Below are 25,215 nucleotides of genomic sequence, written 5' to 3'. Positions count from 1 at the left end.
GTGTAATCACGTTGATTTTTACGGCCAAACGGCAGAAGACAAGGAAGCTATGCTTATGCCTTTCGCAGCGGCTATTGACGCTTCGCATAGGTAGTTAGGGAAACTCGCAGACTGAATCATCCCGGGCTAAGTGGGCACTGAGTTAAGGTGAGTAATGCCCACCACACGGCATGCTCATGCCCCAGATCAGACGACGTTTTCCCAACTCCTTCAAACGCGAGGCGATAGACCACGTACTTTGCGAGATGTCGCATCGTCATGTACCCCAGGCATTGGGTATTGCTGAAAGCCTGCTAGACAAATGGAAGAGCCACTACGAACAGCAAGGTGGCGATGCCTTCCTTGGCAACGGCAAGCATCGTGTTGAGCGCGCTGAACTTCTCCGCCTGCACCAGCAATTGGCCCAGGCCACCATGGTGCGCGAAGTGTTAAAAAACCACCTTCCCGGCAGTCCGTGGCCCATTGGATTAGTAGCACGCCCACTACGGTGACTCCGCAGGACCGCGGTCGTCTGCTTTCTGGGAGGCTGAGTCCCCATCAAAATACTTGTCCCAGAGGAAGCTGCAGACCCGCGAGTGGTGGAGCGTTTCGTGATCCCGCTTAGGAAGGAGATCTGATCCGAGCCCCCTCCGGAATTTTCGGTGTGGCCGGGGCACGTGATATAGCTCATATCAACGCGCTACCTGGCGGTCATTCATGATTGCGCAACCGGTACTGATCTTGGCTCGCGGTTTCATGTGGTCGGAAACCCCACTGAACTCACCGAAGTATCGGTACAAACTATCAAGCCTTCACTGCTGATGTGTACCTAGTTGGCCCAGCTCGGGGACACCACAGTGGCGATCGAGTTGGCCAGCGTGTATTGGATTCCGGGCTACGAGATTCTAGCCCGCGGTCGCCACTACCCGCCGATTGCCCCGAATCACTTGGACGCCAGTTCGCTTCGGATCGCGCCAACCGGCATTGGATCTCGAACATGACCTACGAGCGGACAGCCCAAGGAGGCTATATCTGGCGTTGGTGCTCGATCTGTATTCGCGTGTAGTCGTCGATTGGGCGATGCTTCACCGTATGCATCAGCCCCGTACGCACTGCGCTGGAGATAGCCCTTGCACGACGCCAGGGACGGGCGGAGGTGCTGCTGCATTCGGCAGCGGCAGCCAATACTGCGCCTACGACTACTTGGCTTTGCCTAGACGACATCAAATCGTGCCAGCCATTCACATTCGGGGAACTGCCCGGACACTCGGTGGGAGCGCGTTTCTTCCGCTCGCTGAAAGTCGAGGGGAATACTTGATGCGCTATGCCAGCTACCAGGAGGCAAAGCCCGATCTGCTCTACGACACAATCACCGTCGCCGCCACTCGACGCGGGGCTATCTCAGTCTGATGGAGTTTGAGCGGCGCTCTGCGAGCATTAGCTCTCAACTACCTGTCCACTAGCTCCTGGACACACCACATGTCGGGAATAGGCCTACCTATTCATCTTCGATATTGAAGAGTGCCGCCAGAGTGATATCGAGCTTGGCCTTCTGCAAGGCCAAATCTTGCGCCCCCCCAGCCCCTTCCAGGCTGACCGCGTAGGTCAGTGCGCCCAATGCGCCCATCCACAGCAGCTGCGCCGTATCCCTGGGTGAATACTTCAACTGCCCCTGCGTATGGAAATGGGATAGGTCGTCAGCGACACCTCGCAGGGTATCAGCGACCAGGCTCGGAGGCTCTCCCGCCATGATCTGCTGGATCACAATGCGACACATATTCGGCTCTGAGTAGGCAAACTGCAGGAACGTTGCCCATCCATCGCGTATCCCCTTGAGCGGCCCCTTCTCGTCGATACCGTCGTGATAGGCCTTGGCAACCTGCAGGTAGGTCACGTCAATCGCAGCCTTGTGCAGTCCATGTAGATCACCGTAGTGGTGATACAACGTTGGCGGCGTTACGCCTACCTCCGCGCAGATCGCCCGCATGGTTGCACCCTCGCGTCCCTTGGTACTTAACAGGTGCACGGCTGCACGCAGCAAGTCCTGCTTGATATCGCCATTGCTGGGGTCGATACGACCTTTTTTTTTTCCAGAGGCTGGGCTGCTTTCAATGTAAGTCCTCACTGCCGTGTTCGATTCAGGGCGACCCAAGCCACACGGCTACTAAACGCCCCGGCGGGAAGCCGGTCCGCACAATACCAGCATGACTCACAAGTCAAAACCGCCACTCAACACGCGTGTTGAATATTTTTCACCGCGCATGTTGACCATCAACGCAATCGTCCATATATTCAGTATATCACCGATATACAGCTCAACCTGACCAATTGAGCACAGCGGGAAGGCTTCGCTGGCCCAGCCCCAAAGCACAACAAAAACGAGGTGTAAGAATGCAATATGCAAGAGCAGCCGTGATGGTCGAACAAAATCAGGTCGAGACCTGGAACGTCCCGGTTTTTGATCCTGCACCAGGCGGAGCCCTAGTACGCGTCGTCCTTGGTGGCGTGTGCGGCAGCGATGTGCACATCGTTTCCGGAGAGGCGGGCACCATGCCCTTCCCGATCATTCTCGGCCACGAGGGTGTGGGGCGCATCGAAAAACTCGGGGCCGGCGTCACCACGGACTATGCAGGAGTCCCGGTTAAGCAGGGTGACATGGTGTATTGGGCCCCAATCGCTCTGTGCCATCGCTGCCATACCTGCACCGTTCTGGATGAAACCCCCTGCGACAACTCAACCTTTTTTGAGCATGCGGACAAGCCCAACTGGGGTAGTTATGCAGACTTTGCCTGCCTACCCAGCGGCATGGCCTTCTATCGTCTGCCCGATCACGCCCAACCGGAAGCATTGGCCGCACTCGGCTGCGCCTTACCAACCGTGCTGCGCGGCTATGACCGCTGCGGCCCCGTGGGCCTGGACGATACTGTAGTTGTTCAGGGTGCCGGACCGGTCGGACTCGCTGCTGTGTTGGTTGCTGCGGCATCTGGTGCGAAGGAAATCATTGCCATCGACCATTCCCCAGTTCGCCTGGAAATGGCACGCAGCTTAGGCGCGACTGAGACCATCTCGCTCAAGGACACCACCCCAGAAGACCGGCTACGCATCGTCGCCGAACGGTTCGGCAAGCGAGGCGCCAGCCTGGTAGTGGAAGCCGCCGGCGCCTTACCGGCCTTCCCTGAAGGCGTGAACCTGACCGGCAACCACGGCCGCTACGTCATTCTCGGCCTGTGGGGCGCGATTGGCACTCAGCCCATCGCTCCCCGCGATCTGACCATCAGGAACATGACGATTGCCGGAGCGACCTTCCCCAAACCCAAGCATTACTACCAGGCCATGCAGCTTGCGGCGCGACTGCAGGACCGTTTCCCGCTGGCCGACCTAATCACGCAGCGTTTTTCCATCAATGATGCCAACAAGGCGCTTGAGCTGGTCAAGACAGGTGCACTGATCAAGCCCGTGATCGATCCAACGCTCTAACCGCCCCATTATTTCAGGAGAACAAAAATGAGTACTGAAGCCAAACAGAGCATTGCCAATCTTGCGCCCCTGCCGCCCCACGTACCTGAGCACTTGGTTTTTGACTTCGACATGTACAACCCGCCTAACATTTCGGAAGGTGTGCAAAAAGCCTGGGCGACACTGCAGGGCCCCAATGTACCCGATCTGATATGGACTCGATGCAATGGCGGGCACTGGATTGCCACCCGGGGAAAATTGATACGCGAAGCCTTCGAAGACCATGCACATTTTTCCAGCGAGTGCCCGTTCATTCCCCGCGAAGCTGGCGAGGCTTATGACTTCATTCCCACTTCAATGGATCCGCCGGAGCAGCGCCATTTTCGCGCCCTAGCCAGCGGAGTCGTAGGCATGCCTGCAGTGGATAAATTAGAGGACCATATCAGGGAGCTGGCCTGCTCACTGATCGACGACATCCGCCTTCAAGGTCACTGCAACTTTACTGAAGATTTTGCTGAGCCGTTCCCGATTCGAATCTTCATGCGGCTCGCGGGGCTGCCAGACGAAGACATTCCGCATCTGAAATACCTCTCGGATCAAATGACCCGCCCGGATGGCAGCATGACTTTTGTGGAGGCCAGAGACGGGCTCTATGAGTATCTGATGCCAATCATTGCGGAGCGCAAACTGAAGCCTGGTACCGACGCGATAAGCGTAATCGCCAATGGCCAAGTCAACGGGCGCCCAATCACCAGCGACGAAGCGAAGAGAATGTGTGGTCTGCTGCTGGTTGGTGGCTTGGATACCGTCGTCAACTTCCTCAGCTTCAGCATGGAGTTTCTGGCCAAAAGTCCAGAGCACCGCAAAGAGCTGATCGAGCATCCAGAGCGCATTCCGGCTGCCACCGAGGAACTACTCCGCCGCTTTTCGCTGGTTGCTGATGGCCGCATTCTCAAATCCGACCTCGAGTTCCATGGTGTACTGCTGAAGAAGGGCGATCAGATCCTCCTGCCGCAACTGCTGTCGGGCCTGGATGAGCGTGAAAACGCCTGCCCGATGCACGTCGACTTCAGCCGCCAGAAGGTATCGCATACGACCTTTGGTCACGGCAGTCATCTGTGCCTTGGCCAGCATCTAGCCCGCCGCGAAATCGTCACCACCCTCCGGGAATGGCTCGCAAGGATCCCTGACTTCTCCATTGCCCCGGACGCCCAAGTACGCCACCAGAGTGGCATTGTCAGCGGCGTGCATGCACTCCCGCTCGTCTGGGATCCGGCGACCACTAATGCAGTTTAAAAGCGTGGGGTGCGTGCAGTGAACGCAAACAAAAATCTGGTCATCGTCGGTGCCGGCCACGCAGGGGTTGAGGTTGCTTTTGGGCTGCGCGCCAACGGCTGGGAAGGCAATATCTGGCTAGTGGGGGAAGCAGCAGCTGTTCCCCATCATCTCCCGCCTTTGTCCAAAGCCTATCTAGCTGGCACAGCTACACCGGAAAGCCTGTACCTGAGAGCCCCGAATACCTACGCGGCGCAGAACATCCAATTGCTCAGCAGCACTCAGGTAACGGCAATAAACCGCGACCTACGGCACGTCAGCCTGTCGGATGGCCAGGTACTGCCCTACGACTTGTTGGTGTTGGCGACCGGCGGACGTCCGAGGCTGCTACCGGTAGCCAGTGGCGCTGTCGGCAAGGCGGCTAACTTACGATATCTACGCACACTTGAGGATGCCGAGTGTATCCGCCAACAGTTGACTCGAGGCAATCGACTGGTGGTGATTGGCGGCGGCTATGTCGGACTTGAAGTGGCTGCAACCGCCGTCAAAGCGAACATGCAGGTCACGCTGCTCGACACGACAGACCGTGTTCTCGCGCGAGTTACTGCTCCACCGGTATCAGCCTTTTACGAACGCCTGCACCGTGATGCTGGCGTTGACATACGAACCGGCATGCAAGTGTGTGGATTCGAGATGTCAGCCGATCAGCAGAAAGTGACTGCCGTACTGTGTAAGGACGGCACGCGACTGCCCGCAGATATGGTAGTTGCCGGGATTGGTTTGATCCCGAACTGTGAACTGGCCAGTGCGGCCGGACTGCTGGTAGATAACGGTATCGTGGTCAACGAGCAGATGCAGACCTCTGATCCTGCGATCATGGCGATCGGCGACTGCGCCCGGTTTCACAGCCGGATCTATGGCCGCTGGGTACGTATCGAGTCGGTGCCGAATGCATTGGAGCAAGCGCGGAAAGTTGCCGCTATCGTCTGCGGTAAGCCACCACGCAGCGAAGCTGCTCCTTGGTTCTGGTCCGACCAGTATGAAGTCGGACTGAAAATGGTCGGGCTATCTGAAGGATACGATCGGATCATTGTCCGTGGCTCTTTGGAACAGCCCGACTTCACAGTTTTCTACCTGCTGGGCGACCGAGTCCTGGCGGTCGACACTGTGAACCGCCCGGTTGAGTTCAACCTAGCAAAACAAATCATAACGGACCGACTGCCTGTTGAACCAAGCCTACTGGATGACGAAAGTGTGCCGTTGAAAGAAATAATCGCGGCAGCCAAAGCCGGTTTAAATAGTATCTAAAGGCACCATCAATTAATCGCCGCCTTTGCCCAATTAAATATGAGGATATACAAATGTCTAAGGTAGTGTATGTGTCGCATGATGGAACGCGTCGCGAGCTGGACGTCGCCGACGGAGTTAGCCTTATGCACGCGGCAGTCTCAAATGGCATCTATGATATTGTCGGTGATTGCGGCGGAAGTGCCAGCTGCGCAACATGCCATGTGTATGTCGACAACACTTTCATGGACAAAGTACCGGCTCCCACCGACCGCGAAAGTGGAATGTTGGATTGCGCGGCGGCGGAAGTAAAGCCGAACAGCAGGCTCTGCTGCCAGATCTTCATGACCTCTGAACTAGACGGTATTGTAGTGAATATTCCAGACACACAATGGTAATTCGCGGTATTGACAGACAGCGACCTAAGTCTGCCGGACCGACTTCTGTCCGGCAGGCCATCCAGCTCGCGCGGTTCTCCGCACTCATCTGATCGTGACACACGAAGTCGCAACACCGGCATTGACCACAATCAAATGAGTGCGATGGCCAAGCAAGCCCAGGAGGCCATGGGCATGGAAGTGCTGCCGGTGGTCACCGACCGGGGCTACTTCAAGAGCGAAGAAATTTCCCCTGCCACGAAGTTGGCCATACCCCCATCGCGCTCAATCATCGCCAAAGGCCAATATCCGCATGGATTGAGCGTTTAACGGCCAAGCGACCCTACAACGTGGTGGTCGCAGTGCTGGCTAACAAGCTGGCCCGAACCGTGTGGACGATACTAGCCACAGGATCGCCCTACCGGTCCGAACTAATCAGCGCATCGCCCAGTAGACCAACCCAACTCATCACAGCACCAGTCCTCACAGGGAACGCTGGCGGTAAACAGATGATGGCAGTCGTGGCGCGGAATCCTGGTTGGGAGTATGAGCCAAGGGTACTGCCTGCAGTTCGCACTTCAGATAAGGACCTCGTCAGCGGATTCCATCAAGATCGGCAGGGCTTCTCGGCCTACATAGCAGGCCGGATAAAGACTGCTCCCACCTGCCGACAGCATGTTGACCGATTGCGCTCCGGAAGATGTCCATGAAATACCTTCCCTAACCGCCACAAACACAGAACAGTAGATCGGGATACTGACAACGGCAAATCATGCACTGAAGAGCTTCCCGGCATCATAACCGAACTATTTCTAGAGCCCGATTTTTGAAGCTGATGTCAGGTCAGTTTTTCTGCATTCCAGTAAAGAATATATTGCAAAATGCATCTGCCACCTCCTTGGCTGAAAACTTACTCCTGGGGGTGTACCAGCGATATGTCCAGTTCAACATTCCGAAGATAGTGTTGGCTGCTAGGCTAGCGGGGATATCATCTCGGAAGTTGCCCTCAGCCACGCCCTGCTTTATCAGAACCAGCACCGCATGCTCGAAGCCCTTGGTTTTTTCAAGCATTTCCTGCGCCCAAGGGGTTTTGGCGTCGGCAATCTTGTGCATCTCCTCCTGAATATAGACGTACATGTAAGGATAGCTATCACTGTATGACTGCATCAGCAATTGTACTAGTTGCCTGAGCTTTTCCCCGGTGCCTAGATCCTCACGGCTGAGCAACTTTTCGATATTCTTGGCATTCTGCTCAACTCCCCCCTTGACTGCATCGCGGAGAAATTCTTCCTTGTTTCCGACGTAATAATAGACGCTGGCCCGATCCATTCCAGCATAATTGGCGATGTCGTTAAGGGTCGTTGTCTGATAACCATGCTCCTTGAAAAGCTCGGCTGCAAGGCGGATCAACTCATCTCTCTTGGCCTTGTACTTGGCTCCCCCGTCATTCAAAGCAGACTTACGACGCCGGGATATATTGCTACTCGGAGGTGAGGAATTGGCCATACTGTAGGTTCTTCCTTAAGTCAAATTTAGTGATCCAATTGTTGATCACTTTTCAAACAATGCTAACGATTATCAACGTATGCGTAAAGAAATAGATGCTGCCACCTGGCTGCCCCTACCAGCAATTCTCGGCGGGCCATCCATAGGTTCTGATAGGGCGAACAAGGTGACCAGCTGCGCCGCATTTTTTGGCCGAGCCCGGAAGTGAACCTTGGTGTAGCCAAACTACCGCTTGATCACCCGAAAAGGATGCTCCATTTTCGCCCGTACCTGCGCATTGGCTTGCTCGATCTTGCCGAGATCCTTGTAAAAGCACTGCGATTGCCAAAGTTCTAGTAGGAACTGCGCCGAGCCGTGATCTGCCCGATGACCTGGCGACTTTCTTATTCAGAACGTTTTTCGACTCCGGCATAACCGACGTCAGCGCACGCCACGCTTGCCTCGCCGTGCAGCAGTTTTCCGCCCTGGGTGATATCCACGATAACGGCCGCAGTGTCCACCACGCGGTGTACCAATCCCGACTCTTCGTGGGAGCCAACGTGGGCATTAGCTCGAAGTAGAATAGTTTCCCTTCTTGGCCTGATACATTTCCGGGTCACACTTGCAGCCTTGGTTCTTGGTCGAGTTCAGAGCATGGATCAGTGAGGCATCGACGATACTGCCCTGGGGCAGGGACAGGCCAAGATCCCCACAGGCAGCCGTTAATCACGGCCAGAATCCCAATCGCCGACTCATGCATCTCCAGGAGACGCCGGAAGTGAGGATGTTAGTTTCATTGGGGATACCCTCCAGGCTCAGGCCGGCGAACTAGCGCAGGAGGGTAGTCTTGCACAAGGAGATCTCCATCGCCGGATCCTTGTAGCCAAACCAGTTGTGCATGAGATGCACACGCAGCAACGCCACCAACGGATAGACCGTACGGCCCTCCCCCCCCTTCGGGTCATGCGGCTCGATCAGGGCCTCCAAGCCCTTCCACAGCACCACCTGATCTAACTCGATCAGGAACAACTCCTTGCAATCTGGTTACGCTTGCCGGAGTACTCGGCGCCGGCGAAGGTCATCAGCTTCATCGGGCAACTGGGTTGGCATATTTCACCAGTAATGAGAAGTCCTCTTCACAGCTTGCTTGAATAACCTCAATAACTGTAAAAGCCTTGGCCGCTCTTGCGCCCCAAGTAGCCGGCTTCGACCATCTCACGCAATAGCGGTGCAGGACGGTATTTGGAGTCATTGAAGCTGCTGTAAAACACTTCCATCACCGACAGCAGGGTATCCAGGCCAATCAGGTCTGCCAGCGCCAGCGGCCCGATGACATGGTTGCAGCCCAGGCGCATGCCCTCATCGATCGCGCTAGCACTGGCGATCCCTTCCTGCAAAACGAATACCGCCTCATTGATCATCGGTACCAGAATCCGATTCACGGCAAAGCCCGCGCTGTTCTTTACCGAGATGGCAGTCTTCCTGATATTTTCTACAAACTTCTCGGCTGCCTGGTGGGTGGCATCATCGGTCTGCAGCCCACGAATCAATTCGACCAGCAGCATAACCGGCACTGGGTTGAAAAAGTGCATGCCTATGAAGCGGTTCGGCACGCTACTTGCCGCCGCCAGTTTGGTGATGGACATGGATGACGTATTGCTGGCAATAATCGCGTCTTTACGTACCGTTTTGTCCAGGGTCTGGATGATGGCCAGCTTGACTTTCTCCACCTCGGAGGCAGCTTCAATCACCAGATCCACATCAGCGAGATCGGCGTAATCGGTAGTGCTCTTGATACGCTGCAGGGCAGATTCGCAATCGGTCGGCGACAGCTTTTCCTTGCGCACCAGTCGCTCAAGGCTACCAGACACAGTATGGAGACCTCGCTCCAGTGACCGCTGATCAATGTCCAGCATGACCACACTCAGTCCCGCAATGGCACAAACCTGAGCAATACCGTTACCCATGGTACCGGCTCCGACAACACCAACCTTGTTGATCTGCATAGCTGTCGTCCAACCTCTAAAAAATGCTGTCTATTACACACGCTCAAATATGGCGGCAATACCCTGCCCGCCGCCGATACACATGGTGACCAGGGCATAACGCCCACCGGTACGTTGCAGCTCATAAATGGCCTTGATGGAAATGATTCCACCGGTAGCACCGACCGGGTGCCCGAGAGAGATACCCGAACCATTGGGGTTCACGATCTCTGGATTCAACCCCAACTCCTTGATTACCGCACAGGCCTGGGCGGCAAAGGCTTCGTTAGCCTCAATCACACTAATCTGGTCGAGCTTGATGCCGGTTTTCTCAAGCACCTGACGAACCGCCGGCACCGGGCCTATCCCCATGTAATCTGGATCGACGCCGGCATGGGCGTAGCCAACTAGGCGGGCTAGGGGAGTCAGGCCCAACGTCTCTGCTGCCTTGCCCTCCATGAGTACTAATGCTGCGGCACCGTCGTTCAGACTGGAGGCATTTCCGGCGGTAACCGTGCCATTTTCTTTGACAAAAATCGGCTTCATTGCTGAGAGTTGCTCGATTGTCACGTCGGCGCGGACATTTTCGTCGCGGCTGAAGTAACTGGTGCCTTTGCGAGTCTTGAGTTCGACCGGCACAATCTGCTCGTCGAAATAGCCCTTGGAAATTGCACGGGCAGCGCGGCGCTGACTTTCAACCGCGAGTTCATCCTGCGAAGTACGGTCAATGCCATAACGGGCAGCCACATTCTCGGCGGTGCCCCCCATGTGAATGCGCTTCCAGGGGTCATGCAGAATGCCGTTCATATAGTCGATGGCTTCAGCATTGCCGAGCCGCGCGCCCCAGCGCAGATTGCCGATCATGAAAGGGCCGCGGCTCATACTTTCCGCTCCAGCACCGATAGCAATATCCGTGTCGCCTAGCAGAATCGACTGCGCGGCGGATACGATGGCCTGCAGACCGGAGCCGCACAGACGATTGACGTTAAACGCGGGAGTTTCCTGCGGCACACCGGCATCGATGGCAGCGACTCGACTCAGGTAGGCATCCCTGGGCTCGGTGGGAATCACATTCCCCATGACCACGTGCCCGACCTGTCCCGGCTCGATGCCGGCACGCTCAATTGCCGCCTGTACCGCTACGGTAGCCAGAGTGGAAAGCGGAAGATCCTTCAGGGAACCACCAAAACTGCCAATTGCGGTGCGTGCAGCCCCCACCACAAATACCTGACGCTGTGTCATGTGTAGCCATCCTAATCAGTAAATTGGTAGCGACCTTGGCGACAGTGCCGCCCCTATACCTTAAAAAAGAAGGGCCTGACTGACATTATCTGCCAGTGGCCCAAAATGGAGCGTTGCCACAAACTAAACCGGAAGCGCGAACTTCAGGGTAATTAACGGAAGTTCGCTTTGCCCCTATATTCAGCCATTCCTGTTCGGTAGCCAGCCGACCTTTCCGCTCTCGGTATTACCGATCCGCGCGTTGAAACTCTCAACCGCCTGCGCCACAACTCCGCCGATGTCAAAGCCGGTCATGGAGGTTAAACCTCCGTCAACGGCAATGGACTGGCCGGTGACATGCGCAGAAGCATCGGAGGCAAAGAACAGTACCGCTTCAGCAATATCCTTCGGCTTGCCGGCCCGGCCCAGAGGAATCAGCTTGCCGTAGGGCTCCTCAAGACTTTCAGTGAACGCCGCGTAATGCTCAGGTGCCACATCGCAAGCGGTACCAATGATTGGTGTGAGAATTAGACCGGGCGCGACCACGTTGGATCTGATTTGCTTGGGCGCCAGTTCATAAGAGGCTGAACGCGCCAGGTGCAGTACTGCGGCCTTAGCTGCATCGTAGGAAACCGATGACCAGCCGGCTTCGATACCGGCAATACTGGAAATTGAAACGATACTACCGCCCTGCCCCTGGGCAATCATCTGACGCGCAGCATACTTGTGACCAAGTGCCGCAGAGCGAAGCAGCAAAGTTACCGTTTTGGTAAAACCGTCCGCATCAAGCTCGATCAGCTTGGTTTGATCGCCGAGGGCACCGGCGTTGTTGACCATGATGTCCAGGCGTCCAAAGCGTTCAACCGCATAGGCCACCAACGCCTCAATCTCGACATCGCTGGTCACGTCCGTGCGTTTGAACGCAACCCACTCAGCGCCAAGCTGTGATTCGAGGTCGGCAGCCTGGTCATTGATGTCACCGACCACCACCTTCGCACCTTCGGCAACAAAGGTCTCGACAATGCATTTGCCAATGCCCCGAGCGCCGCCAGTGACGATAGCCACCTTACCCTGCAATCTCGACATGTCCCCTCCTTCTTGTCTTTGTTGATCTTGGAGGCACTCTTGCACATCATTCACCACTTATCAACACTTGAGTTGATTTTAACTTTACACCTTTCCCCCTCCGAAGAGCGAGCACATCAACCCAGCCTCAGCGACGCCGCAAGCCTTTCAGCAGCTCTCTAAACTCGCTGGTAGCCATGCAGGCGATGATGGATTGTGCCTCGGCCTCAAGCTGCTGCTCCAACGGAACTGAGGCTGATTGCCAGACCAGACGCTTTGTACGGGACGCAGCTATCGGACTCAGTTCAGCCAGACGCTCGGCGTACTCATGGGTTTTGCCTTCCAGTTCGGCCGGCTCGACCACCCTGGACAACAAACCGAGTTGGCTGGCCTCGTCAGCGCTCAACTCCGTCTCGTCCAGAAATATCTGCAGGGCGCGCCGCGCCCCTAGCGCCTGCACAACACCGATCGTACCGCCACCGTCAGGTGAAACCCCGATCTGCGCATAGGCAGGACGAAAACGGGTATTTGCCGCAGCAATACAGAAGTCCCCCATGAAGGCCATGGAAAATCCAGCACCGGCCACCGCGCCATGCACACTGGTCAGCACCAACTTGTCCATGCGTCGCAAGACCGAGAGAAAGCGGTTGAAATGTTCCAGTAATTTACCGATCGGCGGCGCCAAATCGTCGAGATGGGAGAGGAACAGATTGACGTCACCGCCGGCACAGAACGCCTTACCCGCCCCACGAATGACCAGCACCCGGACGCTATCGCTCCGCTCAACAGTCAAAGCCAGCTGTTCCAGACATACCGCCATTTCTATATCAATTGCATTGAATGAGCCGGGACGGTTGAGCGTGATGACGGCAATAGGACCAACCATCTCTAAAATGGCCGACTCGTTGCCTGACTGAATATTCGTAGGTGACATATGGCAGCGGAACCTTAGTTGATCGGAAGAAGCAATGCCCAAGCGCTCGCCCGACTTGCGGTAACGCTCAAATCATGGTTGCACCACCGAGACCGACAAGTCAACGTCAATGTTGACTATTCAAACAAAAAATCAACACCTTGGTTGACTGATCCAATCCGATAGCCCCATTCTTGAAAGCACCGGTACCGCGTAGTACGTGGCAGCACGAATTCCGCTAGATCAGCGGGACGGCACAACGCCGTATACAACCCTAGGCTTAGGCAATCAGCCCTTCGATCGACAAGACAGAGAACAGGAAGGCAACATGAAACCGCTAGAAGGTAAAAGAATTATCGTAACCGGCGGCGCACAAGGTATTGGTGCGTCTGTGGTGCGGGCCTACATTGCCGCCGGCGCAACAGTGGCCTCAATGGATATGAACGACTCGCTAGGACAACAGGTTGTTTCCGAAGCCATCAGGGCCCATCCCGGATGCATCAGCCGCTACTACCACTGCAACATTGCCGACCGCACAGAGGTGGAAAAGGTCTTTGCTGCAGCTGTTGAGGATATGGGCGGCCTAGATGTCATGGTCAATGTGGCTGGGGTGCAACGCCATTCCCCGCCGGACGCCATAGCGGAAGAACTGTTCGACATGCTTTTCCGCGTTAATGTACTAGGAACCATCAACACCAATGCCGTTGCCTATCGCCTTATGAAGGGGCAAGGTATCGGCAACATCATCAACTTCGGATCAGAATCGGGACTGACGGGCGAAATTAACAATGCCCTCTATTCTGCCACCAAGGCGGCGGTTCACACCTGGACACGCAATGTCGCCCGCCAATGGGGTCCTGACGGCATCCGCATCAACGCCGTTCTGCCTTATATGGTCACCCCCATGTATATCGATTTCCGCAATGCACTGTCAGCGGAAGATCTAGCTGCCCATGATGCCGCCACCAAGACCGACATACCGCTGGGCGGAAAATTCGGCGATGCCGACAAGGATCTGGCACCGGTAATGGTGTTCCTCGCCAGCGACGCGTCCCACTTCATGACCGGTCAGATGTTCCCGGTGGATGGTGGCCTGATCGCTGTACGCTAGGCGTCCCAAAGGCTCCAGCCATTCGGCTGGAGCCCCCACCTCAGATGTCAACAACAAACGTGCCATAGACAGGTTGAAAATTGAGAAATCAGAGAGCGACAGAAAAAATCAACACCATAGTTGACTGGCGTCGATTTACGGCTAATCATTACGACTACGCCATTCCCCCGCACCACCGCTTGTGCTGACTAATGGAGCACACCATGGGAAGTCAACGCGAATCAGCTGTTCAACGATTTTCCGGAAGTGTCTGCGAGATTGTTGCGGCGGTTCTTTCCCATAAGGGGGAGCTAGCTCTGCTGCGTCGCAGCAATCTGGTAACAGGTGATGTCGGGCGCTGGAATTGCATTACCGGGTTTCTCGACCACGATCGCGATCCGCTTTCTCAGGCCCTGGTCGAAGTGGAAGAAGAGGCGGGAATTTCAAAGCATCACTTGAAACTGCTTAGCAGCAGCGTATTGAATTTGCCGGGTCAAGATGGTCGCACTTGGCGTGTTTACGCCTTTCACTTCCACAGCCTGACTCGAACGCTCACGCTTAACTGGGAAAACGACGCCTCAGTCTGGCTGGCGCCGCATGAACTGGGTCAGGTGCCCACCGTCTCCTGGTTCGCACACATCTTGAATGCCTGCGAGCTCAGATCCTCGTCAATGACGGCTAACCTAAGCTAAAACTCTCATTTACGTCCCGCCTACTGTCTACCAATTCCCAACAAGGACACTCTGAACATGTTTACTGGGGGACTATTCCTTCGTGCATACCGGCTTCCTTGGACTCCCGCTAACTGCTGCTGAAGACAGCGACTCGGCCACCTGGCCACCACGGCCGGTATGGTGAGGCGTCCGAGTGAAGACCGCTTGTGCTGAACCGCTTAGAACCCGAATCGCCCCGGCTTTCCTAGACACTCTCCACGCTTTGGTGGGCTAATGATCGACAGTTGGCGGCTCCCGAGGCGTTGTTAGCACTCCCTCTAAGGTCACAATGAGCTTGCCCTGGCGGAGTGACGCCGCCCCTTACCGCGCAGCGGTTTGCCATTGAGCACAGTGCCAATTCAGCGACGGACCGGGCTGCCTGTCGTCCCACAGCTCCGAAAAGCTGAGTCCAAACCTGGGATGTATATGGTAGGGAGCAAGCTCCGCAAGCGGGCGCAAGACAAAGGCATGACGAGAGATATCTGGATGAGGCAATTCGATACACTCGAATCGGCCAACCAGGTCGCCATAGGTCAGCAAATCTATATCAAGGCCTATCTGCTCAGCGGTTCGTCCGCAACTTGCCTCTACGCTCTTCAGCCAACGCACCAGCTCCTGCAACTCAAGTGTCGTCACGGCCGAAACCACTAGATTCAGGAATGGCGCGGCGTATGACGCTCCAACGGCAGTGCTTTCATAGATATCGGAGCACCTGATATCGCGCAGCCTCCTCGCCAGCAATCGCAGTCCGTCACTGAGGTTACGCTCGCGCCGGTGATTGCTGCCCAGGCCAAGAAAAATGAGGGTGCTTGGCATTGCTATCTTGCCGGTCATTTCACGATCTGGAAGATGCAGCCCTACCATGGGCTGCACCTTTAGCAGTTCCATTAAAGCTAGCTCTGAACTTCCACACGCCGCTGTGCTGCACTTAGCGTATTGGCCAGCAAGCAAGCGATCGTCATCGGCCCAACGCCACCTGGCACAGGTGTAATCGCTCCGGCTCGCTCAACTGCGCTTTCGAAGTGAACGTCGCCCACCAGCCTGGTAGTTCCGTTCGCCTGCTTGATGCGGCTGATACCGACATCGATAACCGTAGCCCCGGGCTTTACCCAATCGCCGGGAATCATCTGGGGAACGCCGGTTGCCACGACCAGAATGTCGGCCTGCCGACACCTTGCCTCAAGATCTACAGTCTTGCTGTGAGCGATGGTCACGGTGCAGCGTTCCTGCAGCAGCAGCCGTGCCATGGGCTTGCCAACGATATTGGATGCGCCAATCACCAGCGCATTCAGGCCAACTAAAGTGCGATGCACATTCCTCAGCAGGAACATCACCCCCGTCGGCGTGCAGGGCACCAGAGCATCCAGCCCCGTTGCCAGGCGACCCGCATTGGTGATGGTGAATCCATCGACATCCTTCGCCGGGTCAATGCGCTCGATGACCCGGGTGACATCGATGCCCGCTGGCAGGGGCAGCTGCACCAGGATGCCGTCAACGCGGTCATCAAGATTGAGGGTGTCGATCTTTGCGAGTAGACGCTCCTCCGTGGTGTCGGCGGGCATGCGGTACTCGAACGAGTGCATACCTACCTCTTCCGTTTGCAGCACCTTGTTGCGTACATACACCTCGCTGGCGGGATCGGCCCCCACGAGAATGACTGCCAGGCCGGGCGCGCGGCCGTGTCGAGTAGCGAATGCGCTCACGTCCTGTACAAGACGTTCACGCAGTTGCCGGGCTTCGGCTTTTCCGTCGATCAGGAATGCGGACATTGTTTCTCCGGGTCTTACAGATGAAGCAGGCCCTGAGACCCAGGGCCTTGCCGACTCAGCTGCGGCGGTTGTCGGTTTTGTACGGTGCGGGCTGGACAGTGGCGCGGATGGGCAGTTGCGGCTCGCCCGGATTGCCCCAGATAACCGTGACTTCAGTACCTACTTCTGCCTGGGCGATGTCCAGGGTGCACAGCGAGAGCATCTCGCGGAAGAAGTAGCTGTAGCCACGAGAGGTGGAAACGCCGACCTCACGGCCGTTCACCAGCACCTTGTCGGCATACATGAAACCGCGCTGATCCCGGGGCATCTCCATGAAGGCGTAGTGCTCGCCCTTCTGGAACAGGGATGCGAATACCTTGAGCACATCATCGGGATTCCACACCAGGGTGCGAATCACCCGGCGTGGGTTGGCCACTTCCTTTTCCAGGGCCTCGCGGCCGATGAAGTCGTGATCGAACTTGATGTTGCGCCCCCAACCGAGCTCGACAGGGCTGCGGTACCAGGCGCTGACATCATCAGCCTCGAAGCTGCCGGCAACGTTGAAGGTCGAGGCGAACGCCGGCAGAGACGCTTCGAATTCGGCGCGATACTCAGCCATGTCCTCGCTGAAGATCGCCGGCAGGTAGTCGGTCACGATAGTGGGGAAACAGGCTTCCAGGTGGTTGATGAAGGCAGCTCGACCACCCAGCTTGCGAATCCCGAACGCTTCGCCGGCTCGCACCACTGCCTCATACACCTCGGCAGCATGTTCGGCAGGACCTTGCAGCTCCACACCAGGCTCCCCGGACATGCCCTGTCGCAGCGCGTAGACCTCATGCCCGGCAATCTTCACCACTTGCGAGTGCATGAACTTGATGTCCGCCAGGGCCACGCCTGTCAGCTTCTCGATCAATGCGGCAGCCTTGGGCCCAGCAACCTGGAATTTGAACCCTTCGACAACCTCCGAGCTGACGTTGTAATCACCCTTGCGTAGGTGGAAGTCCATGAGGAAGCCGCCGCGACCGAAGAGCATGAAGTCATCCTCCCCCCAGCGGCTGAGGATACCCTCATGGATCACCTTGCCATCACGATTGCAGTGGGTGACATGCTTGGACTGCATGATGTCGAACTTGGCGAAGCTGTTGATGGAGGTATCGGAGAAAAGCTTCAACACGTCCGGTCCACGGTAACGCCGCTGCCAAAGGAACGACCAATCACCGATGTAGCAGTGGTCCTTCCAGGACATGCTCTCGTCGAGCCAGTCCGTGTACTCAGGCTGCCCCCAACGGGACGTGAAATAGCCCTCTGGAGTCTTTCTGAAATTCTTGGGGAGCATGTCTTTACCTCGGTTACTTCAACGAATTGTTGTTATGCGTGGCCAGGCGTCAGCCTTCGAACACGATGGTTTTGCGACCGTTCGGAATGACGCGGTCTTCCAGATAGGCGCGCACTGCCCTGGCCAGGACGCGTCGTTCGATGTCACGCCCCTTACGTACGAGATCTTCCGCGCTATCGCGGTGGGAAATGCGCTCGACGTCTTGCTCGATGATCGGGCCCTCGTCCAGGTCGGCGGTGACGAAGTGCGAGGTCGCGCCAATCAGCTTCACGCCACGCTCATGGGCCTGGTGATAGGGACGCGCGCCCTTGAATCCCGGCAGGAAGCTGTGATGGATGTTGATGCAGCGCCCATCCAGCTTGCGCGAGAGGTCATCGGAGAGGATCTGCATGTAGCGAGCGAGCACAACTAGGTCGGTCCTGGTGGACTCGATCAAGGCAAGCAGTTTCTCTTCCTGCTGGGACTTGTTATCCCGGGTCACTGGCAGGTAGTGAAACGCTATGCCCTGCAGATCAACCGCGGCGTATCGCTCCTGGGGATGGTTGGCGACAACGGCCGATATCTCCATCGGCAGCTCGCCGATTCGGCTGCGGTAAAGCAGGTCGCGCAGGCAATGGTCATAGCCGGACACGAGCAGCATTACGCGCTTGCGCTGGTCCTGCGGACGCAGCGACCACTCCATGCCGTACCGATGGGCAACATCGGCGAATCCAGCCTTGATGTCCTCGAGTACCAGTTGCGTCGCGCTGTCTATCGCGTCGAACACCACCCGCATGAAGAACTGCTGAGTATCCAGATCATCGAATTGCTGCGCATCGAGGATGTTGCATCCCTGCTCAAAGAGGTAGCTGGAAACATCCTTCACGATTCCGGCGGTATTGCGGCACGACAACAGCAGAATGAATTTGGGGTTGGACACGGCGGTCTCCAATCATCGTTTTTATTGAAGTGGGCTTCAGCGCCGTGGCGCTGAAGTGCGGGCCACTATAAAAACGCGACAAAATGAAAGCCACGAATGGCATCGATTAATCGCATGAGCCATATGCATAACTATGAAGTGACCGACTCAGCGTCCCCTCTCATCTGCGGAGAGCGCAGCGCACGTAGCAGAATCGCCGCCAGCAGCACAGGCAGGGCCAACACGAGGAAGTACTGTTCGCGGCTCCATCCCATGTCGATCAGGACGCCCGCCAGGTAGGGGCCAAACACTGCCCCCAAGCGCCCTACTCCCATGGCGATACCCGTGCCACTACCGCGCAGGGTTGCCGGGAATGCCACCGGTACCACCACGTAGAGAGTGGTGACCGCCGAGTAGAGGAAGAAGCCGAGAGTCACAGCGACCACCACCAACAGAGTCGGGTGGTAACCCATGTTGCTGAACAGCAGCATCATGGCGAACAGGGCGACCATGGTGATGGCAGTGAGTCGATGAGCCCCGACTTTCGCCGCTAGCAGGCCGAAGCTCATGCAGCCGAGCATGCCGCCGAAGCTGAGCAGCATTGCACCGGAGATCCCCCCTGTAACGCTCAACCCCGCGTCGGTGAGGATCTTCGGTGTCCAGCTGGAAACGAAGTAGAACGTCATCATGATGCAGAAGTACATGATGCAACTGGCAACGAACGGTCCCTTCAGCGACGCGCTCAGCAAGTCCTTGAGGCGACCATCAGTGATGTTCGGATCACGTGCAGCAGGCAGTGCTGACAGTTCCTGCAGACCAAGGCGCGGCAGTATTCGATTGACCCGATCCAGCGCGCGGGTAGGACGTTTCTCGATGAGAAAGTCCAGAGACTCAGGGAACAGCCACCAGGCGAAAGGCAGCAGGACGATAGCCGCCACACCGCCAAACACGAAGGGCGCCTGCCAACCGTAATGGTTGATCAGCAGCACCGACACCAGGCCACCCAGGGTCGCCCCGAGCGGAACGCCTACCGACATCCCTGCATTGCACAGACTGCGACGACGATCATTGGCGTATTCGGTTATCACGATGTTGATGGTTGCCAACATGGCACCGACACCAATTCCGGTGAACAGCCGGGCGGCAAACATCTCGCTGAAATTGCGCGTGGCAGCCGACATCAGCATCGACACTGCCAGAAGCATGAGACATCCCAATGCGATAGGGCGCCGTCCGATCCGATCGCCCAGGGGCGCCAGGAAGAACGCGCCAATCGCGGTTCCAATCATCCCGGCACTGAACAGCGCGCCTAGCATCGATCCGTTCAGCCCCCAACTCGCCGATAGCGTGGGAGCCACGAAGGCCATGACCAGAACGTCGAAACCGTCGAGAGCCGCCAGGACGACGCAGAAGATGACAAGGCTGATTCTGAATCCGCTCATGTGACCATGCTTGATATGGTCACGTGGGTCTTTGACCGACATATTTGTTACCTTTGTAGTTGTTGTTGGAGGGCTCACCACAGCTTCCAGCTGTAATCGATGTTCAGCCGGAGGTGGTTCTCATCACGCATCGAAGCGGCATCCGCAAAATCATTGCGGTACACGGAATACCTCGCCCTCAGGTACAGGCCGGCAAGCAGACCGGACTGGACGACGTAGGAGAGCTCAGCGTGCTTCTCGCTTTCTGTGAGCCCATTGCCGCCAAGGCGCTCGGGCAAGTTGATGTCATGGCCACGCATGTAGCGCAGGGTGGTCTTCAGGCCGGGAATGCCGGATGCGGCGAAGTCGTAGACATACTTGGCCTGCCAGGCCTTCTCGTTGGCGCCGACGAAATCGGAGCTCATCAGGAACTCGCTCAGCACAAGAATCTCGGTGCCTGAGAGATAAGGCATGGCGGTGTCGCCAGTGGCGTGCTGATAGCCGAGGTTGAACAGGTGGGCGCCAGTCTGGTAGCTGAAAGTCGCCGTCATGTTCTTGTAGTCGACCTCTCCCGCCCGGGCGCTGCCATCTTCGGTGCCATAAAATCCCCGCAAGTCGGCGGTGAAGGTGTCGTTGCCGATGGGCCAACTGCGTTTGAAGTCCAGGTACTCCATGCGATAGAGATCCTTGACGTCACCGTGATAGGCCCGTGCCAGATAACGGTTCTGCGGGTGATATTCGGCTGCTAGGAAGGTGGCCTGGTTACTCTGCGCACCACCGTTGAAACGCTGGTTTGGCGCCGCCAGGGATAGCGATTCGAAATCAGTGGAGTTGCGCTTGGTGGTCTGATCGAACCAGGTACCTCGCAGCGTCAGGTCGTCGAACTCGTTCGAGACCACCGACGCCCCCCTGAAGGTCTGTGGGAACAACCTCGATTGGCTGGCATAGACGAAGGGGATGAACACGTCATCCAGACTGCCTGCCTTCAGTTCGGTGCGGGAGTACTTGGCCTTCGCCGTCAATCCGAGCTTGGAGTACTCATCAGCAGCACGACGGTCACTGGTCGATACCGGTAGCAAGTCGGTACCGGTCCTGGAAGGTGAGGAGTCGAGTTTGAAACCGGCCATACCCAACGCGTCCAGGCCCAGTCCCTGGTCACCGTGGGTGAGTCCCGACTTGAATCTGAGAATGAATCCCTGCGCCCACTCCTCAGCCTTGTCTGGATCCCGGGAGCCTTGGTAGTCACGTTCGAGGTAATAGTTTCGGGCAGTTAATGTGGCCTGGCTGTCATCGATCAGGCCGGCGGCGAGGAGGCTTTGGCTGCACAGAGCTGATAGCGCGAATGCGCTGCACGTTTTGGGGTTCATAGGATGACTCTTGTTCTTGTTATCTACTGCGGGAATCGGCGCCGCCGATTCCCATGCGGTGTTTCAAGAATCGATCCTATTGAAATATCCTACTGCACCATAATCACGACAACGATCACCTCTATGCACAGCATTCATAATGAAAAGAAGCTCGACCTCAATCTGCTGACTGTTTTCGATGCCCTGCTTCGCGAAGGCAGTGTCACTCGGGCCGCCGATAGCCTGGATCTCTCGCAGAGTGCGGTCAGTCATGCGCTCAAGCGATTGCGGGACTTCTTTAGCGATCCGTTGTTCGTGAAAGTCGGCGACGGCATGAAGCCGACGCCCAAAGCCGAACAGCTGGCTGTGTCGATCCTCGGGATCATCAGCACAGTGCAAGATTCGCTGCTCACCCAGACACGCTTCGATCCAAGCACAGCAGTCCGCACGTTCAAGTTCTGCATGACCGATATGGGCGAACTGGTGTTTCTGCCCAGGATGATCCAGGAGTTCAAGCGCAGGGCCCCCCACTGCACCATCCAGACCCTGCAAGTCCGCCCCGAAGACATTGCTGCCACCTTGGAGTCAGGCGAGGCCGACCTGGCGATGGGCTCGCAGCTCGCGGTCAACGATGAGTTGTTTCAGCAAAATCTGTTCGTCCACAAGTTCGTGACGATTGTCAGCAGAGAGAACAGCCAGGTCGGGGACTCGATCAGCCTTGAGCAGTTCACGCGCATGAAGCACATCGTGATCAATCTGGGCGGCAAGACCACTCACTACGATAGGGCGTTAGACGAACACGGAATCAAACGTGAGGTGTTCCTGCTGACTCCCCACTATCTGGTCATTCCCATGCTGATCAGAAATGATCCGGAGCTGATTGCAACCGTACCTGGAGAGATCGGCCGCATCTTCGATGAGTACGGTTGGGTTAGACGATTGAAACCACCGGTTGATCTAGCACCATTCCCCATCTGCCAGTACTGGCACCCGCGCTTTCATCACGACGAAGCGAATCGCTGGCTCAGGCAGTTGATGAAGGAAATCTACAATGATTTCCTCCCGGAGTCAGGGAATGACTGGTGAGTGAACTGCCGGACGGACTCAACCGACGAAGGCCAACTTACTGACAAAAAAATGTGCCACCTAAGGCGAGCCAGGCATGGGCCAGGTTCAGCGGTAAAAGCGGGGATAGTCCCAAAGAGTTACTGGCTAATGCACTAAATCTCTGAAATGGTCGTTTCAGCCTGAGTGGACACTGACTAAAGATGGATTAGCCGGCCCTATCGCCGCCTAGGAATGTATCGCACCGGGTTTCGTATAAGAGGCGTGTGCCCTGACGTGATGGCATTTACTTTTCTATTTTCCAAACTGAAGACACCAACCAATCCTTGAACTCATCAATAGGCATCGGCGCACTTACAAAGTAGCCTTGAATCACATCACACCCCAGCATCGTCAAGTAGTCTTTTTCCGCCTCATTTTCCACCCCCTCCGCGACCACTTCTAGGTTCAGGTGATGAGCCATCTCAATCGTAGACCCAACAATAGCCGCGACCTCAGGCTCACTCAAGATGCTCCTGACAAAAGACTGATCAATCTTGATTTCATCAACCGGAAGATTCCTCAGGTAACTCAGGCTAGAATAACCAACCCCAAAATCATCAATAGAAAAACCAACACCCATCGACTTAACTTTATTAATAGCCTCGAGCGCCAACAGCGGGTCTTTCATCATCCCACTTTCAGTTACTTCAAACTTAATCCAACTCCCCTCCCCTCCCCACGTAGCCATCAGGCCCTCAATTTTTCCGACCAAATGTGGATCACATAGATCCTGAGCGGACAAATTAACGGAAAGTGGAAGGTCTATACCTACTTCGCGCCAAGCAAAGCGCTGTCTAAATGCAGTTTCAAGCACCCAATGTGTAAGCGGAGTGATTAAACCAGAAAATTCCGCAAGCGGCACGAATTCACTTGGGGGAATCATTTCCCCTTCTTGACATCGCCACCGAACAAGAGCCTCTGCCCCGCAAAGCGTTGAGTTTTTCAGCCTAAGCTTGGGTTGACAATAAAGCAACAACTGCCCCTTGTTAATAGAATCTCTGAGCTTCGCTGTCAGCCCTAGCCGGCGACTGCATCCTTCATCAAGTTTGCTCGAGAAAACTGCATAATCTCGCCCAGTGCGTCTAGCTTCACTCATAGCAGAGCGGGCGCGCCTGATCAGCAATTCTGGATCAGAACCATGCCCTGGATATACCGCGATACCTATAGAAAAACTAGCATACTGTTCATGCTCCGGAATTCCGCCTTGATCCTTAAACAAGGAAACCACTCGCTGAGATTGCCGAGTGGCAACTTCTAAATCCGCAGAAGGCAAAATAACAGCAAACTCGGCGTCTCCCGCCTTAAACACATCACCAGACATTCCTAACGTTTCACATAAATGCCGCGCCGCCCCCACAAGCACCTTATCACCCTGCTGAAACCCAAACGTTTCATTGACCTCATTAAGTTGAATCACCTTTATAATTAGCAAAACAAAAGATTGATACCTCCCCTCAAGGCCATCAATTAGCGCCCGCGCCCTTTTAAACAAAAGTTGCCGATTGGGTAGTTCTGTCAGAGGGTCGTAGAATGCCATGCGCTGAATTATCTCTTCAGCTTCACGTCTACGAGCCCTCTCGCGGATATGCTCTACGCCGTAAGCAAGGTCCTCCGCCAACTCCCCCAGCAGAGCCACTTCGGAATCGTTGAACGCATCAGGCTCAGTAGCAGCGATGCTCAAGGCCCCAATCACTGTTGAATCGACACGAATGGGAAAAGAAGTGAGCGAACCATATCCAAGCCGAATCGCGTCCTCCCTCCATGCCCTATGGTCAGGATCGCTCAACAGATTGCGACCAATGCAAGGAGTGCCAGTCAGCACAGCGATCGCTGTGGCCCCTCCTTGCTCAGGGAAAGCCCATGACAACCGTAGCGATTCAAAGAACTCTACTTCGTTTTTCTCGTGTGGGAGACCAAGGGAGTAAGCCTGGTTAACGAGCGGCTGGCCTTCGTCATTGCTGGCGTACCAGACACTGGCGTAGCGATATCCGCCTTGCGTTACCACTACGTCACACATTCCTTTCAGAAGCTGCAGCTCATCACTCGAGCGCAAAAGCATACGGTTACCAGCGCTGAGGGTCCTCAGAACGCGATATAGGCGCTCCAACTCAGTCAGCTTATCGCCCGTTATCTTCAAGGCGGAGCGCTTCACAGCGTGTCGGTGTTTCGATGTCTGCGTCATCGCCTTCGCCCGGAGTGGTAGCTCTGTAAGCGTAGTCCCAAGGCTGGATTTATCTGACAGTCGTACTCGATCTCTACCCGGGGCCGTCATCGCTTGGGCGATTCAACGCCGCCTCCAGCCACCGGTCCAGGCGATGCCGTTATGGTCCTTGCGCGCCGGCTGCGAGCGCCCCCAACGGGCGAACAGGCACAGCGAAGGTTCTCGCCCGGCGTCGCAAAGCCTCCCCAGGTACCATCACGCACTAGACTGGGAAGGGTATCTACCAACTATGTAGAGTAATCAGCGGCAGGGTACGTACCTTGGCCATTCCGCCATTTACCGCTGGTGCTCG

General features: G+C 56.1%; 21 protein-coding genes and 3 pseudogenes. 10 read left to right on the top strand and 14 right to left on the bottom strand.

Features of this window, described 5'->3' with window-relative positions:
* Positions 1–176: 176 nt before the first annotated feature.
* On the top strand, positions 177–491 hold the full coding sequence (locus DM872_RS02680) for a transposase (RefSeq protein WP_179057989.1): 315 nt from the start codon (positions 177–179) through the stop codon (positions 489–491).
* A 986-nt stretch (positions 492–1,477) separates the two neighbouring features.
* Here the strand turns inward: DM872_RS02680 and DM872_RS02675 are convergent.
* On the bottom strand, positions 1,478–2,104 hold the full coding sequence (locus DM872_RS02675; protein ID WP_179057988.1) for a TetR/AcrR family transcriptional regulator: 627 nt from the start codon (positions 2,102–2,104) through the stop codon (positions 1,478–1,480).
* 266 nt (positions 2,105–2,370) lie between these two features.
* Here DM872_RS02675 and camD point away from each other — a divergent pair, with 266 nt between their 5' ends.
* The 6 genes and pseudogenes from camD to DM872_RS30390 form a co-directional block, all read left to right on the top strand.
* Complete coding sequence (gene camD / locus DM872_RS02670; RefSeq protein WP_179057987.1) at positions 2,371–3,456, top strand: 5-exo-hydroxycamphor dehydrogenase; 1,086 nt, start codon at positions 2,371–2,373, stop codon at positions 3,454–3,456.
* Between the two features lie 27 nt (positions 3,457–3,483).
* Complete coding sequence (locus DM872_RS02665; RefSeq protein WP_179057986.1) at positions 3,484–4,731, top strand: cytochrome P450; 1,248 nt, start codon at positions 3,484–3,486, stop codon at positions 4,729–4,731.
* A gap of 18 nt (positions 4,732–4,749) precedes the next feature.
* Entirely contained in the window at positions 4,750–6,018 is a 1,269-nt protein-coding gene (locus DM872_RS02660; protein ID WP_179057985.1) for an NAD(P)/FAD-dependent oxidoreductase, read from the top strand.
* 53 nt (positions 6,019–6,071) lie between these two features.
* Positions 6,072–6,395: a 2Fe-2S iron-sulfur cluster-binding protein gene (locus DM872_RS02655; RefSeq protein ID WP_179057984.1), complete on the top strand. Its 324-nt coding sequence runs from the start codon at positions 6,072–6,074 to the stop codon at positions 6,393–6,395.
* An 85-nt stretch (positions 6,396–6,480) separates the two neighbouring features.
* Positions 6,481–6,649 (top strand): annotated as a pseudogene (locus DM872_RS30395) (IS5/IS1182 family transposase); the annotation flags it as partial.
* A 33-nt stretch (positions 6,650–6,682) separates the two neighbouring features.
* Positions 6,683–6,826 (top strand): annotated as a pseudogene (locus tag DM872_RS30390) (IS110 family transposase); the annotation flags it as partial.
* Between the two features lie 391 nt (positions 6,827–7,217).
* Here DM872_RS30390 and DM872_RS02645 read toward each other — a convergent pair.
* From DM872_RS02645 to DM872_RS02620, 6 genes and pseudogenes are all read right to left on the bottom strand, one after another.
* Complete coding sequence (locus DM872_RS02645; RefSeq protein WP_179057982.1) at positions 7,218–7,880, bottom strand: TetR/AcrR family transcriptional regulator; 663 nt, start codon at positions 7,878–7,880, stop codon at positions 7,218–7,220.
* Between the two features lie 62 nt (positions 7,881–7,942).
* Positions 7,943–8,950, bottom strand: a pseudogene (locus DM872_RS02640) (IS5 family transposase).
* A 66-nt stretch (positions 8,951–9,016) separates the two neighbouring features.
* The gene (locus DM872_RS02635; protein ID WP_179057981.1) at positions 9,017–9,865 is read right to left on the bottom strand and encodes a 3-hydroxybutyryl-CoA dehydrogenase; all 849 of its coding nucleotides are present in this window, start codon (positions 9,863–9,865) and stop codon (positions 9,017–9,019) included.
* A gap of 33 nt (positions 9,866–9,898) precedes the next feature.
* Entirely contained in the window at positions 9,899–11,086 is a 1,188-nt protein-coding gene (locus DM872_RS02630) for an acetyl-CoA C-acyltransferase family protein (protein WP_179057980.1), read from the bottom strand.
* Between the two features lie 180 nt (positions 11,087–11,266).
* A complete protein-coding gene (locus DM872_RS02625) occupies positions 11,267–12,151 on the bottom strand; it encodes an SDR family NAD(P)-dependent oxidoreductase (RefSeq protein WP_179057979.1) in 885 nt (294 codons plus the stop codon).
* Positions 12,152–12,278: 127 nt separating this feature from the next.
* Positions 12,279–13,064: an enoyl-CoA hydratase/isomerase family protein gene (locus DM872_RS02620; protein ID WP_179057978.1), complete on the bottom strand. Its 786-nt coding sequence runs from the start codon at positions 13,062–13,064 to the stop codon at positions 12,279–12,281.
* Between the two features lie 307 nt (positions 13,065–13,371).
* Between DM872_RS02620 and DM872_RS02615 the strand changes: the two genes are divergently transcribed.
* Both DM872_RS02615 and DM872_RS02610 read left to right on the top strand, forming a co-directional pair.
* Positions 13,372–14,154: an SDR family NAD(P)-dependent oxidoreductase gene (locus DM872_RS02615; protein ID WP_179057977.1), complete on the top strand. Its 783-nt coding sequence runs from the start codon at positions 13,372–13,374 to the stop codon at positions 14,152–14,154.
* A 203-nt stretch (positions 14,155–14,357) separates the two neighbouring features.
* Positions 14,358–14,825, top strand: coding sequence for an NUDIX domain-containing protein (locus DM872_RS02610; RefSeq protein ID WP_179057976.1), 468 nt, complete (start codon positions 14,358–14,360; stop codon positions 14,823–14,825).
* A gap of 342 nt (positions 14,826–15,167) precedes the next feature.
* Here the strand turns inward: DM872_RS02610 and folK are convergent, their stop codons facing one another.
* The 6 genes from folK to DM872_RS02580 form a co-directional block, all read right to left on the bottom strand.
* A complete protein-coding gene (gene folK / locus DM872_RS02605) occupies positions 15,168–15,734 on the bottom strand; it encodes a 2-amino-4-hydroxy-6-hydroxymethyldihydropteridine diphosphokinase (RefSeq protein WP_179057975.1) in 567 nt (188 codons plus the stop codon).
* Between the two features lie 5 nt (positions 15,735–15,739).
* Positions 15,740–16,615 carry a bifunctional methylenetetrahydrofolate dehydrogenase/methenyltetrahydrofolate cyclohydrolase FolD gene (gene folD / locus DM872_RS02600; protein ID WP_179057974.1) on the bottom strand — a complete coding sequence of 292 codons (876 nt, stop codon included), beginning with the start codon at positions 16,613–16,615 and terminating at the stop codon, positions 15,740–15,742.
* Positions 16,616–16,670: 55 nt separating this feature from the next.
* Complete coding sequence (locus DM872_RS02595; RefSeq protein ID WP_179057973.1) at positions 16,671–17,930, bottom strand: aminomethyl transferase family protein; 1,260 nt, start codon at positions 17,928–17,930, stop codon at positions 16,671–16,673.
* A gap of 49 nt (positions 17,931–17,979) precedes the next feature.
* Entirely contained in the window at positions 17,980–18,849 is an 870-nt protein-coding gene (gene purU / locus DM872_RS02590) for a formyltetrahydrofolate deformylase (protein WP_179057972.1), read from the bottom strand.
* Between the two features lie 131 nt (positions 18,850–18,980).
* Positions 18,981–20,312, bottom strand: coding sequence for an MFS transporter (locus tag DM872_RS02585; RefSeq protein WP_179057971.1), 1,332 nt, complete (start codon positions 20,310–20,312; stop codon positions 18,981–18,983).
* A 32-nt stretch (positions 20,313–20,344) separates the two neighbouring features.
* A complete protein-coding gene (locus DM872_RS02580; protein ID WP_179057970.1) occupies positions 20,345–21,616 on the bottom strand; it encodes an OprD family outer membrane porin in 1,272 nt (423 codons plus the stop codon).
* 123 nt (positions 21,617–21,739) lie between these two features.
* On the opposite strand from DM872_RS02580, the gene DM872_RS02575 reads away from it, so the two are divergent.
* Positions 21,740–22,681 carry a LysR family transcriptional regulator gene (locus tag DM872_RS02575; RefSeq protein WP_179057969.1) on the top strand — a complete coding sequence of 314 codons (942 nt, stop codon included), beginning with the start codon at positions 21,740–21,742 and terminating at the stop codon, positions 22,679–22,681.
* Between the two features lie 265 nt (positions 22,682–22,946).
* On the opposite strand, the gene DM872_RS02570 is transcribed toward DM872_RS02575, so the two are convergent.
* Entirely contained in the window at positions 22,947–24,761 is a 1,815-nt protein-coding gene (locus tag DM872_RS02570; RefSeq protein WP_218648994.1) for a bifunctional diguanylate cyclase/phosphodiesterase, read from the bottom strand.
* Positions 24,762–25,215 lie beyond the last annotated feature (454 nt).

This window comes from Pseudomonas taiwanensis (assembly GCF_013393345.1).
Lineage (GTDB): Bacteria > Pseudomonadota > Gammaproteobacteria > Pseudomonadales > Pseudomonadaceae > Metapseudomonas > Metapseudomonas resinovorans_C.
Note: the sequence above shows the minus strand (reverse complement) of the source record. Positions and strands in the feature narration are given on the sequence as shown.

What these genes read in the sequence shown, in the direction of transcription:
- DM872_RS02620 (WP_179057978.1), bottom strand. Translation starts at nt 13,064, where the DNA reads ATGTCACCTACGAATATTCAGTCAGGCAACGAGTCGGCCATTTTAGAG.
- DM872_RS02580 (WP_179057970.1), bottom strand. Translation starts at nt 21,616, where the DNA reads ATGAACCCCAAAACGTGCAGCGCATTCGCGCTATCAGCTCTGTGCAGC.
- folD (WP_179057974.1), bottom strand. Translation starts at nt 16,615, where the DNA reads ATGTCCGCATTCCTGATCGACGGAAAAGCCGAAGCCCGGCAACTGCGT.
- DM872_RS02635 (WP_179057981.1), bottom strand. Translation starts at nt 9,865, where the DNA reads ATGCAGATCAACAAGGTTGGTGTTGTCGGAGCCGGTACCATGGGTAAC.
- DM872_RS02585 (WP_179057971.1), bottom strand. Translation starts at nt 20,312, where the DNA reads ATGTCGGTCAAAGACCCACGTGACCATATCAAGCATGGTCACATGAGC.
- DM872_RS02575 (WP_179057969.1), top strand. Translation starts at nt 21,740, where the DNA reads ATGCACAGCATTCATAATGAAAAGAAGCTCGACCTCAATCTGCTGACT.
- DM872_RS02665 (WP_179057986.1), top strand. Translation starts at nt 3,484, where the DNA reads ATGAGTACTGAAGCCAAACAGAGCATTGCCAATCTTGCGCCCCTGCCG.
- camD (WP_179057987.1), top strand. Translation starts at nt 2,371, where the DNA reads ATGCAATATGCAAGAGCAGCCGTGATGGTCGAACAAAATCAGGTCGAG.
- DM872_RS02625 (WP_179057979.1), bottom strand. Translation starts at nt 12,151, where the DNA reads ATGTCGAGATTGCAGGGTAAGGTGGCTATCGTCACTGGCGGCGCTCGG.
- DM872_RS02645 (WP_179057982.1), bottom strand. Translation starts at nt 7,880, where the DNA reads ATGGCCAATTCCTCACCTCCGAGTAGCAATATATCCCGGCGTCGTAAG.
- DM872_RS02595 (WP_179057973.1), bottom strand. Translation starts at nt 17,930, where the DNA reads ATGCTCCCCAAGAATTTCAGAAAGACTCCAGAGGGCTATTTCACGTCC.
- DM872_RS02680 (WP_179057989.1), top strand. Translation starts at nt 177, where the DNA reads ATGCCCCAGATCAGACGACGTTTTCCCAACTCCTTCAAACGCGAGGCG.
- DM872_RS02610 (WP_179057976.1), top strand. Translation starts at nt 14,358, where the DNA reads ATGGGAAGTCAACGCGAATCAGCTGTTCAACGATTTTCCGGAAGTGTC.
- DM872_RS02615 (WP_179057977.1), top strand. Translation starts at nt 13,372, where the DNA reads ATGAAACCGCTAGAAGGTAAAAGAATTATCGTAACCGGCGGCGCACAA.
- folK (WP_179057975.1), bottom strand. Translation starts at nt 15,734, where the DNA reads ATGGAACTGCTAAAGGTGCAGCCCATGGTAGGGCTGCATCTTCCAGAT.
- DM872_RS02655 (WP_179057984.1), top strand. Translation starts at nt 6,072, where the DNA reads ATGTCTAAGGTAGTGTATGTGTCGCATGATGGAACGCGTCGCGAGCTG.
- DM872_RS02630 (WP_179057980.1), bottom strand. Translation starts at nt 11,086, where the DNA reads ATGACACAGCGTCAGGTATTTGTGGTGGGGGCTGCACGCACCGCAATT.
- DM872_RS02570 (WP_218648994.1), bottom strand. Translation starts at nt 24,761, where the DNA reads ATGCTTTTGCGCTCGAGTGATGAGCTGCAGCTTCTGAAAGGAATGTGT.